This is a genomic window from Microcoleus sp. S36a_B3 (genome assembly GCF_036700745.1).
Lineage (GTDB): Bacteria > Cyanobacteriota > Cyanobacteriia > Cyanobacteriales > Microcoleaceae > Microcoleus.
Window position 1 is genome coordinate 116,457 of the sequence record NZ_JAUBPN010000004.1, and the last position, 12,865, is coordinate 129,321.

General features: G+C 47.6%; 11 protein-coding genes. 2 read left to right on the forward strand and 9 right to left on the reverse strand.

Annotation, left to right across the window (positions count from 1 at the left end; translation table 11 throughout):
* Positions 1-41 precede the first annotated feature (41 nt).
* From QUA01_RS06330 to QUA01_RS06345, 4 genes are all read right to left on the reverse strand, one after another.
* Positions 42-647, reverse strand: coding sequence for an anti-sigma factor family protein (locus tag QUA01_RS06330; RefSeq protein WP_333088069.1), 606 nt, complete (start codon positions 645-647; stop codon positions 42-44).
* A 336-nt stretch (positions 648-983) separates the two neighbouring features.
* Complete coding sequence (locus QUA01_RS06335) at positions 984-1,643, reverse strand: sigma-70 family RNA polymerase sigma factor (RefSeq protein WP_194012629.1); 660 nt, start codon at positions 1,641-1,643, stop codon at positions 984-986.
* A 156-nt stretch (positions 1,644-1,799) separates the two neighbouring features.
* A complete protein-coding gene (locus tag QUA01_RS06340) occupies positions 1,800-2,288 on the reverse strand; it encodes a molybdenum cofactor biosynthesis protein MoaE (protein ID WP_333088411.1) in 489 nt (162 codons plus the stop codon).
* 121 nt (positions 2,289-2,409) lie between these two features.
* Positions 2,410-2,655, reverse strand: a complete 246-nt coding sequence (locus QUA01_RS06345) for a hypothetical protein (RefSeq protein ID WP_333088072.1) — start codon at positions 2,653-2,655, stop codon at positions 2,410-2,412.
* A gap of 272 nt (positions 2,656-2,927) precedes the next feature.
* Between QUA01_RS06345 and QUA01_RS06350 the strand changes: the two genes are divergently transcribed.
* Positions 2,928-3,305, forward strand: a complete 378-nt coding sequence (locus tag QUA01_RS06350) for an SH3 domain-containing protein (protein ID WP_194012624.1) — start codon at positions 2,928-2,930, stop codon at positions 3,303-3,305.
* A 119-nt stretch (positions 3,306-3,424) separates the two neighbouring features.
* Here the strand turns inward: QUA01_RS06350 and QUA01_RS06355 are convergent, their stop codons facing one another.
* Positions 3,425-4,405 (reverse strand): aspartate carbamoyltransferase catalytic subunit, encoded by a 981-nt coding sequence (locus QUA01_RS06355; protein ID WP_333088075.1) that lies wholly within the window; start codon positions 4,403-4,405, stop codon positions 3,425-3,427.
* A gap of 640 nt (positions 4,406-5,045) precedes the next feature.
* Between QUA01_RS06355 and QUA01_RS06360 the strand changes: the two genes are divergently transcribed.
* Positions 5,046-5,264: a DUF4327 family protein gene (locus QUA01_RS06360; RefSeq protein WP_006631282.1), complete on the forward strand. Its 219-nt coding sequence runs from the start codon at positions 5,046-5,048 to the stop codon at positions 5,262-5,264.
* Here the strand turns inward: QUA01_RS06360 and QUA01_RS06365 are convergent.
* From QUA01_RS06365 to QUA01_RS06380, 4 genes are all read right to left on the reverse strand, one after another.
* Positions 5,224-5,508, reverse strand: coding sequence for a hypothetical protein (locus QUA01_RS06365; protein WP_333088077.1), 285 nt, complete (start codon positions 5,506-5,508; stop codon positions 5,224-5,226). The two genes, QUA01_RS06360 and QUA01_RS06365, sit on opposite strands and share 41 nt — an antisense overlap.
* Positions 5,499-6,740, reverse strand: a complete 1,242-nt coding sequence (locus QUA01_RS06370; protein WP_333088079.1) for a protein kinase domain-containing protein — start codon at positions 6,738-6,740, stop codon at positions 5,499-5,501. The genes QUA01_RS06365 and QUA01_RS06370 overlap by 10 nt, the downstream gene beginning before the upstream one ends.
* A 465-nt stretch (positions 6,741-7,205) precedes the next feature.
* Positions 7,206-9,491, reverse strand: coding sequence for a serine/threonine phosphatase (locus QUA01_RS06375; RefSeq protein WP_333088080.1), 2,286 nt, complete (start codon positions 9,489-9,491; stop codon positions 7,206-7,208).
* A gap of 333 nt (positions 9,492-9,824) precedes the next feature.
* Positions 9,825-12,389, reverse strand: coding sequence for a single-stranded-DNA-specific exonuclease RecJ (locus tag QUA01_RS06380; RefSeq protein WP_333088082.1), 2,565 nt, complete (start codon positions 12,387-12,389; stop codon positions 9,825-9,827).
* Between the last annotated feature and the right edge of the window lie 476 nt (positions 12,390-12,865).

Genomic DNA, 12,865 nt, shown 5'->3' on the forward strand with positions numbered 1-12,865 from the left:
AGGGAGCTTAGCAACTTCAGTTACTGCTCAACAAATCAATCCTACTGCACCTTTGGCAATGACTTGTGAGGGCTTGCTACATCAACTTTCGGAATATCCATCACCGGCGCATTCACCCCAAGCATCAAATCGTTGGGATTAACAATCTCCATTACCGGCTCGTTCAAAGCCACAATCAAACCGTCAGATTCAGCAGGAACAGGCGATGTCGCCAACTGAGGAGCAAACAATTGGCGGCCGCCAGCGACACCAGACACCGCCGCAATCAACAAAGCTGCGATCGCACCTCCACCCAAAACCCAATTTCGTTTCGTCTTGCGTTCAACCCGTTGCAAAACCTTCGCCGCCAAATCCTGTGCTGATTGTTCTGCAGCCGGCACCGGCATTGAGCTAAAACTTCGCTGCATACTCAAAAGTCGCGAGTACAAACGCTTCGTCGCGGGGTCATTTGTCAGCAATTCTTCAACTTCTCGGCGTTCTGTCGCCGTCACTTCGCCGTCAAGGTAGGCACTCAGTAATTCAAAGCGATCGCGCATCATAGTAGTTACATTGCCCTGGGAATAATTGTTGTTAGATGGAGTTTCACCGAGTGAATCCCCCATCGGTTGCTGATTCTGATTTTTTGCTGATTCAAAGTTATGATTCATATTTCACACCACTGGATAAAATTAGGAGAAGTACGCGATCTTAAAATGATTTACTCTTTATTTACATTATCAAATAGAAGCTTTGACGTTACAATAAACTTCATCAAATCTTCTTCACCTCTCCCAAAAACCGATACAATCTCCTGACTTATGTTCTGCAGATCTCCTAACTTTAGACTTTTGTGCGCTCTCCTTTGATTCACCGACCGGCAAGTAAATCTCAAATCTCAAACTTGTAGGACGAAATCTCAAATCTCAAACTTGTACTGAGTGACTTGTGTTGAGCGTAGCCGAAGCAAGTCGAAGTATGTACAATCTCAAATCGACTGAATTTTACTAATGACCGTCGAGATATTTTTGCAATTGCAACTGCAATCTTTGGCGAGCTCTAGCAATTCTCGACTTGACCGTTCCCAAAGAAACTCCGGTTATTTCTGCTATTTCCTCATAGGCTAAACCTTCAATTTCTCTCAAAACAATTGTCGTGCGGAAAACTTCCGGCAAATCGGCGATCGCCGATCGCAACTCGTCATAAAATTCTCTAGTCGTCAAATCATCATCAGGCCCCGGACTGTCCGCCGGAATTTCCCAATCAATCTCCCCATCTTCCAGAGCCCGGGGTACGTCGAGGGACAGAGGAGTTCGCACGCGCTTGCGCTTTCGCAACTCATCGTAAAACAAATTAGTGGCGATGCGACTCAGCCAGCCCCGAAATTTAACAGGCTCTTGCAACCGGTTAATATTGCGGTAGACACGAATCCAGACTTCCTGAGCCAAGTCGGCTCGGTCTTGCCAATCGGGGGCCAAGTGATAGAGAACCCTGTCTACGTGGGACTGATACCGCTTCAACAGTTCTGAAAAAGCTGTGCTCTCAGGTCGGCTTCCTTCCTGACATCGCAACACCAAGTCATAATTAGAGAGTTTTTCGGCTGGCAATTGCACTCTTTGAACGGTCGCCACAACCGCAGACCAGGACACGGAAATAAAGTCGCTCATGGGTGGAATTGGCTCATCGAACATTCCACAGTTGTTGACGCTGACCGATCGTCACAAGTTCCCAAACAGGGGAAGAGATGGAGACTGGGGCATGGGACACGATCCCGAAAAGCCTTGATAACAAACAACCAATAACCAATGACTAATGACTGATGACTAATGACTGACCTCGCACGCTCCAATACTAACCCAACTGCTAGAACCGTCGGCCCAATGTTCCTTTTTCCAAATCGGTACGTTGTGTTTGAGCGTATCTATGGCGTATTGACAAGCTGCAAAGGCCGAGTCTCGGTGGGGACACCCCACAGCCACCAGTACGCTGATTTCCCCCACCTGCAAGTGTCCGACGCGGTGGTGAATGACGACCCGATTGACATCGACCCACTGACGGCGGATTTCCGTAGCGATTTGCTGGAATACTCGCACGGCCATTGGTTCGTAGGCTTGATATTCTAGGGAAACTACAGCTTGACCGTCAGTTTGGTTGCGGACTGTACCGCTCATCATTACCACGGCTCCGTTGGCGTGGTCATCTGCCAAAGTGTATATTTCTTCTACAGATAACGGCGCTATGGTAACGGCGAAGCTGTCTGATTCATGACATTGAGGTATTGTGCCGATCGCAAGTGCAGAAATAGAGTTCATTGCCAAAGAGGTGATGCTGGAGAACTCGATCGATCTTGACACAAATCCAGTCGCGATCGATTTATCTTGCATCATGTCACGCATACATAAAAATCAATTTTTAGCAATATAGTTGTGAAGCCTAGCTATCTCTCTTCGGGAATCTGCCCGAATAGTTGTAGCAGTGCGATCGGCCCAAATATAACTCACCAGAATCAAATTCCGACAGTGGTGAAAAGCGAGGAGCCTGTTTGCGCGATCGCCCATAGCTATCTATCGGCAATCGCAAATCAATCAGCAAGCACAGCAAAATAAGTCCTATTATGCCAGAGTCGCGGCAAGGAATTTCACAACCCAAGCGATGATTGCGTTCGCTTTTTGATGACACAGTTAACTTTCATTCGGCGCTCATACCGAGCCACCCCGTCCAAAGTTATAGGAAAAAATGTAAACTTTATTTATTTTTTGTTCCCGAAAGCTGGTTAAATGGCATGATGTACTTGTGCAGATTTCAGGCTAAGCAAGCGAATACTCGGCAAAGCAAGACTGTAACGCCCTTTTGTACCTTTTTTTACCCACAAATTAATGGTTTGGGCTGTTAATCTAACGTTTTGACCTGAGTCTGCATCAACAACTGTTAACAATAATCATGAGGAAACTATGGAAGCACTAGCATTGAATCATTCTTTTGTTGCTTATGAATCTCCAGAGTCCGAACTCCAACTGGAACTGAAAGTTCCTACTTCTGCATTGGTAGGCGTTGCAGGTATGGCAGTAGCCTTATCTGTTATGGGAGTCGCTGGCGAAGCGCAGGCCGGTTGCTACAAACAACGCTGCGGCGGCGGTCATGGCTATAACCGCTACGGCGAAGTTGCCACCAACGGCGGTCGCCTAAATATCCGCCACCGCCCCAATGGCTGCGCTCGTGTCATCGGCAAGCTATACAATGGAGATAACGTGGCATTGACAGGTCGTTACAGACACGGCTGGGCCCAACTCCAAGGCGGCGGCTGGATTTCTACTGCCTGGATCAACTAATTCTTAACTAGATAAATTTACATTTTCTAGAAAGAATTTTAATCGTTACCCGGGCTGACCGGGTAACGATTATATTTTAAAGAGGCGATCGCTCCTGAGAATCACTAACAGCCCACCACCTAAACTTTACCGCCGCCGATCAGATACAGTAAGGCCATCCGCACCGCTACGCCGCTGGTAACTTGCTGAGAAATCAGGCTAAATTGGGGATCGTCCATCAAATCCGAGCTAATTTCCACGCCGCGGTTAACCGGGCCTGGGTGCAAAACCTTCACATCCGGCTTGCAGAGTTTGAGCCGATCGCGCGTCACCCCATACAAAGAATGATACTCTCGTAAACTCGGTAGCAAATGCTGGCTCATCCGTTCCTTTTGCAGCCGCAAAGTCATCACAAAATCAGCATCAGCCAAAGCAGGTTCAAGCTGCCAGTGCAAAAATAACTTACCTGGACGAACATCGCCGCACTCAGCAAACAACAGGGGCAGCAAAGTCGGCGGCCCGGCTAAATGAACCTCAGCCCCAGAAGCCGTAAGACTCCAAATATTCGACCTCGCCACCCGCGAATGCAAGATATCCCCCACCACAGCAATTTTTTTGCCCGCTAAAAGTTCCAGCCGCGGGCCTTCGCTATCTAACAGAGAACAGATAGTAAATAAATCTAGCAAACCTTGGGACGGGTGTTCGTGCTGGCCGTCTCCGGCATTGAGAACGCTGACTCTCGAACCCAACCGATCCATTTCCGAAGCAATTGTGCTCGGAACTCCAGCTTGTTCGTGGCGGACTACCATCAAATCCGTTCCCATCGCCAGATAAGTCTTAGCTGTATCCAGAATAGTCTCCCCCTTGGTCAGAGAAGAACTACCAGGGGTAAAATTCAGCGTATCGGCCGACAGCCGCTTCGCCGCCAATTCAAAACTGTTGCGAGTCCGGGTGGAGGGTTCAAAAAACAAATTCGCGACCACTTGACCCTGCAGGGCCGGCACTTTCTTCGTGCGGCGGCCGAGCACCTCGCGAAAACTGGCCGCAGTTTGCAGCACCGTGTCGTATTCGTCGGAGGTAAAATCAGCTAGAGTGAGAATGTGTCGCCTTGTCCAAGTCATGCAATTTTAGATTTTAGATTTTAGATTTTAGATTTTAGATTTAGTGCATTAGGACTATGGGTTGGGAACTTGCTGGCACGCCTGCGTCGGGCGGCCTAGAATGTTCTACCGACAGTCGCGCGGATTCCGATCAACATTATCTAACAATTTTTGACCGCCTTTGCCCTCAATAGAGCTATAATTAGTTTATGCAGTTGAGTCCCAACTCTGGCAGCTTTCACTAGCGCCGAAGTTGAAACGAATGCTTGACTCGCCCGAAAGCGGAAATTAGACTGTAGCAGCGAAAGAGTAATTTCAGTCGATCGCCAAATCAGCATTGTCAAAAATCAGCCGAACGCAGCCTTTGCAGCATATGCTATGATATGTGGAAACAATCGAGGCCGCAAACTTCCCACGGCCGCTCGACAGCATATAGCGCGACATTTTGAAAGATGATTAATTCTTTGAAGTCAATCTTGACTCTTCAGTCTTGCTTATAGGCCCTTGTCAAAACGAACTGTGTTAAGATACAAGTTGAATATGTAGCTTCCCGAAAAAAATCTACACGTATCTTGGCTAGACGGTTCTTGGCGAAACTGCGATAAAGAGTGTGCGCTGGGAAGTGGTAATTACACAAGATTTAAACAATTCAAGAGGTATTATGAGCCAGCAGGTTATACAGCCGATGGTTAAGTTCCAGCGTCAGGTGCATTCTCTCGTCACGTCTGACATTATCAAGCCGACAGACAGTATTTGGAAAATAGCTTTGCTTTATGGGGACGAATGGCCTTACTGGAAACAGCAACTCCTAGAGTTTGATTTTTCTATGCAAGATCCCGTTAGCGAGTTGATCGCTGTAGAAGCTTGGGACGAGGAATAACAGCCCAGACGGAGGACTTTGGTATCTGGGAGAAATTAACAGGCGATCGGGTAAATTGATCAATAAATTTGCCGCTTCTAACTTCTTCCCTCTTTCCTCTTCCTTCTTCCCTATTCCTTCTTCCTTCCTTCTTCCCTATTCCTTCTTCCGACGGACTTACATCCGTTACATCCGTTACATCCCGTACATTGCTCGTTGCCGAACTTCCTTCTTCCTTCTTCCTTCTTCCTTCTCTTAAAGGCAAGCTGCTAAAGCTCTAGCTAATTGTTTAGCGGTTTGAAAACGATCGCCCGGTTTAGTTGCAGTGGTTCGCAAAATGGTCTCGCGCAACGAACGTGCGATCGTCGGAATATTTTCCAGCTTAAACCCGTAACCTTGAGTTATTTTGCCATAAAACTTTTGAGGGCTTTCGCCCGTCAGCAAAAAAATTAAAGTAGGCCCGATCGCATATAAATCAGACTGAGGGAGAGGTTGTCCCCGGTCTTGTTCCGGTGCGGTGTAGCCTTCCACGCCGATGCGAGTGCCCGGTGGAGTGCCGATTTCTTTAACCGCACCAAAATCCAGCACTGTAATGCCATTGTCGCGGTGGCGCACCAGCAAATTAGCAGGTTTAATATCCCGGTGGACGATCGGGGGTTTTTGAGAGTGAATGTAATCCAAAATTTCACAGGTTTGGATCATCCACTCGATCGCCTGTTTGGGAGCAACAGGGCCGCGGTTGTAGATGCGTTTTTCTAAATCCTCGCCGTGAAGCATTTCCATTACTAAATATTTTTTCCCCCCTTCGACAAAAAAGTCAAAAAACTGAGGAATTCCCGGATGGTGGAGGGCCTTGAGAGTTTTAGCTTCGCGTTCAAACAGTTCTTGAGCTTTACCTATTTGAGCCATATCAGCATTCATTTCTTTGAGGACTACCAAAGAAGCTGCGGGAGAACTTCCGGGTTTTTGAACTTTGGCTTTCTCTCGATCCCAAGCTAAAGTCGTTGTCCCCATACCGCCTTGGCCCAAGGTTCGCAGCACTTGGTAGTGACGGATAGTGCGATCGACTTTAATCGGTTCGCCACAGTGGATGCAGAATAAATTCCCCGGCGGGTTTCCCGCGTGGGTACACCTCGGGGTGGCAGTATGGGCGGTAGGGATCGCCTCAATTTTGCCGCCGAATTCAATCGTGACAGCTTGGAAATGCAGAGTTGGGCCGCCCCGCGCCAACTGGATCAGCACACCGTCGGAGATCCAACCCTGAGACATGAGAATACCGTTAACAAAAGTGCCATTTGTTCCCGAATTGACTAAGTACCACTGACTGTCGGTGCCGCTTTTAACTCTTTGCAATTCCAGGTGTTCGCGCGACACAAGAGCATTGGGGATCACAACGTGATTTTCAGGAGAACGGCCGATGCGGACAATGGACTCGCTCTCGAAACTCCACTGTTGCAGGGGGGTCTGTTTTTCTGGATCTAAAAGAGTCAGCAGCATTTTCGATTCATAGGATTAATTCTGCCCGGTAAGATTTAGATAAGATGGACAAGACTGACATCAAGGACACATTTGAAACTTATTTTATTTCCTGCTTCTGTTTCGGGAGTCGGTTGCTTCCAGTCTACAGGCACGAATTCAGAACGGCGTATCCTTACTAACCGATAATAATGGAAATGAGAGAGCGAATAATGGCTGCGTTTTCCCGATCGAGCAAAAGATTGTCAGACTCACAATCAAAAACTCGTTTTTTTAGCAGCATTGGTTGCCGATGACCGGAAGCACAACAAGTTTTTGATCGTAGATAGATTAAGCATTCACTTAATTAAATCGCAATTCAGGTAAGAGGACAGAAAGTCAAGCCTTGCCCGGAAAAGGCCGTTCCGGTTCCAGATAGCCCAACAATTACAGTTTTAACCTAGCGGGCCAGGGCGCTGCTTTGGAACAGTGGACAGCATCCAAAATCTAAAAGCGAAATGCGCCTACCTGGGCGCGAATGATAATTGCCGTGAGGTTGTCGTGACCGTTGCATTTGTTGCCTAATTCAATCAACTCGGCAACTCCGCGCTCCAGATTAGTCTGGGGATTCAACAGGGGTTCGAGAGTGCTTGGCCAATTAGTTTCGAGCAAATCATTATCTGTCAGACCGTCGGAGGCCAAAATCAATAAAGTATCTTCGCACAAGTCTAAAAACTGCACGTCAGGCTTGAGAAAATTACCGTCTCGCGGGCCGAGGGCTTGAGTTAGTTGATAGGCGTCGGGACGGGAATAAGCAGTTTCCGGGTCAATCCCGCGCTTAATTTCGCGCTGTCCGACTTCGTGGTCTGAGGTAATTTTTTCTAGGGGCTGGCCTTTTCTGAGTCGGTAGAGGCGGCTGTCGCCGACGTGGGCCACGGCGAATTTGGTGTCTTGAACTAAGACTGCCACTAAAGTTGTACCCATGCGGGCGCTGCCGGAGCGTTTGTCGTTTTGATTGATTTCAAAGATGGCTTTGTTGGCGAGGATCACTCCTTCGCGGATGGTGTCGGCCTGGGGGAGTTGATTTTCCCAACAGTTTTGAAAGAAGTCTCTGAGGGTTTCAGCCGCTAGTTGACTTGCTACTTCTCCGCTGTCGTGTCCGCCCATCCCGTCGCAGAGAATGTAAAGCCCTTTGGTTTGAAAGATGCGACCGAAGCAGGTTTCGAGTTTGTCTATCTGAGTCCAGATGCTGAAGAAGTCTTCGTTGTGGTCGCGGGTGCGGCCGACATCGGTGAGGCCTGAGTCTTCTAAGCTGTACATCTGGACTGGCATGGGCTGCGTTAAGACTTCGCCAGCGTCGGAGGGCGAGTTGTCGGGGATGCTATTTTGGAAACGGGTGGGGGTTAGGGTTAAGGTTGCTGCTGGTGGGGTTTGGAGTTCGAGGGGAACGGTTTCTAGGCGCGATCGCAATTCTTCGATGGTATCAATGTCGCCTCGGTACATTTGTTGCAGCAGTTCCAGCAATGCGCCAAACTGAGTGCGAGCGGACTGGTTAAATATCGTCTCCCACAATTGCCCCAAATCTATTAGTTGCAGGTTTGAGCCGGCGGGTTCGGGATAGAGGTATTGCATCCGCAAAGAGGCAAAGGAAAAGGAAGTGTCGGGGTTGACTCGCAAATTTGTCAGTTCCAGCAAGCTTTGCCGACAGCGCCAAGGTTCTAGGGCTGCCCACAGTTCTGTCATTTCGTGCAGCCAGTACACAATTTGCTGGATGGATGTTTCCGGCTGACTCCACCGTTCTACCAGTAGCGGCCATTGGGAGCAGTTTTCTAGCAGCAGCACTGCCTGTTTGTTGTCTGACCAGCTATCGTGAATGACTGGCAGGTTGTGAGAGAATTGCCAGCGGAGTGCTAGATAAGGTTCAGCTATGCCTTGGCAAAGCTCTGCTAAGGCCGAATTGGTCGAATTTTCTCCGTCTTTAATTGCTTTGTAGGGAGAAGTTCGTTTGGCGACGCTGGCAGAGTTGGCTGCTAGCATTGCTTTGAGCGGTGACAGTTGCAGCGGCTGAGTGTCTAATACTTTTACTGCTACTGTGTCTGAGGGTTTTCTCGCCGGCAGGGTTTCTAGGAGTTGGTAACGCTGCTGGCTGTCTAGATAATCTCCCGCAGGCTGGGAAGAAATTAAATATTCGGAATTGGGGACGGGGATTTCTGGGGATTGGGGAGATGCGACCTCGGGGTTCTCTGTTGTTTGTGGGGGCGGAGCTGGCTGTTGTGCGGTGATGAAATTGCTTTCAGATAAGGTTATTTCGCGCTCTGGTGCTGTTATGGAGCTTTTTTGGTCTGTTTGCAAGGATGCGGGGAAGATCGCCTCGACGATGTTTTCTGGGTCAATATTTTCTGGGCTGCTGAATTCGGCGGCATCGGGCTGCGGAGAAGTTGCTGCGGCGGCTGTTGCTGCGTCGGCGGTAATTTCTGTTTTAATCGGGTTGGCGATCGGTTCGGGAGAGTTTTGGGCTGATGCGGTTTCTAGAAGGTTGTCGCTTTTTTGGGCAAATTCGGCTGGGGGTATGGTTGATTGGTCTGGCGGGACTGCTAGAAATTTCGACGGACTGCAGATAATTGCCCGCCACACTTGACCTGTTGCGGCTCCGCAATTTTGACATAATGCGGCGCTAACAGCGACTTGGGCTCCGCATTCATGGCAAGGTTTGTAAATTAGGGAATTTCCGCATTGTTGACAAAACTTGTTTAGATTGGGATTTTCAAATTGGCAGCGGGGACAGAGGATCATAGGGCTTTTAAATTGGAGATGTGCGATCGACTCAAAGCGGTGGGGAAGTTTTTGGTTTTGGGCTGTGAGTTATGACTTTTGAGTTTTTGGGCGTGACTCGCAAGGGATAACTCCCATTGTCCTATGCCTTATTTTATCGGCATCAATTGAGAACTAAGATATTTCTTAGAACTGAGTTGTTGTACCGGCGTCAGGAATCGGTCTGTCAAGCGATCTCCACAACAAAGTTTTTCGCTTCACAACCTTTGGAACCCCGCGCCACCAGCGCAAGCGTGAACTCATAGCTAGAAAAAGCCCGAAAGCCCTTGTTTAACAAGGGTTGCAAAGATTAGGTTAAAAGAAATTTTCTGTATAATCTTCTTGGATAACGGTTTCTCGGGCGATCGACACAATGGTGGAAAGGGGTACTTCACAAAAATATTTCCTGCGGAATTGTTCTTCGGAGACTGCTGCTAGGAATTGCGCTACAAAACCGACTGCTGGCGGAAAATTGGGCTCGTCGAATTGGGTTGAGGGACTAGAAAATAAGGCTTTGGAGATTTTCTCTCCCTTTTGTGCAGTTTCCGGTTGTCTGGTGATGTGAAAAGCTCGATCGCGATAATTGACTTGGAAACCGAGATTTTTTAGGGTTGTGAACCCCCATCGCAGGGGTGTGTCGCCGATGCCTAGTTTTTGAGTTAGTTGGTGTCTGGTGACTGGTTTGTTGGTGCGGCTGAGGTATTTGGCGATGCCGATAAGCTGTTGGCAGATTTGCTGTGGGGGCAATGGTGGGGGTAAACTGTAGGCGATCGCCAGTTTTTGCTTAGTCTGCTGCGCTTTCCGAAACCAGATCCGCAGTTCGTCCCAGCTTGCTGGACATTCTTTGAGGATAATTGAGTTTTCGCGATCGGCTATTTCCAAATAGTCGGGATTTTCTGCCAGCATTTGAGATCCCAAGTTTCTGCTAGCTGCTAACAACTCTTCATCGTTATTTCTATTCCGCCAGTCTACAATCCAATCTATTTTTGTCTGGGGATTAACTTGTTTCTCATCCCTGGATTCCTGCACAGAAATCAACCGCACTTCATAGTCCGACGTGTAAGTATTGAAATCAAGTTCGACAGTTGCATCGCACCGCCCTTGGGGAACTTCGTCTCGGTAGTGTCCCCACCAAATGCCGGGAAATCCTCTATCGCTAGATTCATCCCAAACTTCAAAAGAAGTTTTGATATACTTTACTTGGTTTCCTTTTAAATCTTGAATATTCTTATTTTTGATATTCTGAAACCAGCAGTTTTCCACCAGCAATTTTGGTGCTGGGTTGCCCATACCGCAGGGTTCGAGCAATTTGAGTTCTTGAAATAACTCTTTCCCTAACTCGGCTACAGTAATTTTTAAATCTGCTTGAACGGAGGCTGCTGTTAAACTATCTGGGCTGTATTGTTGTCGGAGTTGTTGATTTACGGCATCGGTAAATATAGGAATATTTTCAACAGGGAGACTCAATCCGGCGGCGAAGGGATGACCGCCGAATCTGTCCAATAAATGCGCTTGGTCTTTGACTAATTGGTAAAGGTCGATTTGATTGGCGGAACGCGCCGAACCCCTGGCTATTGGGGATTTGGAATTTAGGATTTGGGATGGAGAAAGTGTTGCCAAATCCGGGTTTAAAGAATCAATTACTTGTGTTTCCGCAAGACTGGGGTTAATTTTTTCGCTTCCTTCTGTGCAGAATAAAATTACGGGTCTGCCGTATTCTTGGGCGATTTGTCCTGCGACTAATCCTAATACTCCTACGGGCCATTGGGGGTCGCTGAGGACAATAACGCTAGTAGTTGAAAGGTCGAGTTTGGCGAGTTTTTCGGCTGCATCTTTGGCAACATCTTTCTGTAAAGATTTGCGTCTGGTGTTGGCAATTTCGGTTAAATTTGCTAGTTCTTCGCAGCGTTTTTTGTCGCGGCTGGTGAGAAGTTCTACGCAGAATTTGGCGTCGCCTTGAATGCGGCTGACGGCGTTGATTCTGGGGCCGATACCGAAGGAAATGTCGGTTGGGCGATCGCCCGTTCTTTTGCACAAATCGAGCAATTTTGCAACTCCCGGACGGGTGGGATTGTTGATTTGTTTTTGCAGTTGTTCTATGCCGATTTGTGCTAGATAGCGGCTGTCTCCTGTAAGTTGGACTAAATCGGCAATTAAGCCGATCGCCACTAACTCCAATAAATCTGTGAGCGGGCGCTGCGGAATATCCGGCAATGTGTGATATAATGCTTCGATTAATTTGTAAGCTACCGCAACGCCAGACAGGTTAAACAGTTGGTGGTTGGCCGGAAAGTAGCGGGGATTGATGATTGCTGTCGCTGGCGGGCGATCGTCCGGTAATGTATGATGATCCGTGATAATTGTATCGATATTTAAGCTAGTAGCATATTCGATTTCAGCAATATTTGTACTGCCAGTATCGCAGGTAATAATTAAGCTAATTCCAGATTCATGTAATTTATCTATGCCGGCAATATTGAGTCCGTGAGATTCAGTTAAACGGTTAGGAATGTAATAAGTTAATTGGTCATTTTGAGTAAAAAACTCTCCCATTCCGTCCCAAAGTACCGAGGTTGAAGTTATACCATCGGCATCGAAATCTCCCCAGATTGCAATTTTTTCGCTGTTGTTTATTGCTTGCTGAATTCGTGCGATCGCCCAGTTCATTTCTAGTCCGAATTCAAAGGGACTTGCTGGCTGGTAAAGTTGGGGGTTTAGAAAACCAGGGATTTGTTCTGGATTGTCAATCCCTCTGTGCCAGAGAAGTGCCGCCGCATAATTTCCGGGAAGTCCTGGCGCGTGTTTTCTAACAGCTTGGATTAGCCAATCTGGGGGTTGGGCTATGGGTTGATTTTGCCAATCTTGAGCTAATTCGACCATTTGATTTTAGATGTTTAAATTGATTTTTTGAGTAGCTAAGTTAACCATAACTTTGTAAGGGAGGGTTTACCAACAATCTTTAATTCAAATCCACAATATAGCCTTTCTCAAGCGTGGTGAGGTATGCCCTATGCCCTATGCCCTATGCCCTATGCCCTATGCCCAACAGTACCTCATCTTTGGCTTGAAAGGCTATATCTATAAACCCGCCCCTCGCTTGCTAACAAATCAGAAACCCGTTTTCTTCCTAAATTTCTCGTTTATAGCCGCAAAAATTCGTAGAAACCGGGTTTCTAGCATCCCAATGCGTCCAAGATTGAAACTGTCCGAAGATTTTGCATAGTAAAAGGTTTAATTATATCGCGTCCTGTCGGTTGACTGCAATAAAATTGGTTCGCAGCATCGCACAGAAGTCGTGTGAAACTGCGGATTTAAGTCCGCACTACAAACTGTTTTTTATTATGGTCGATCGACCG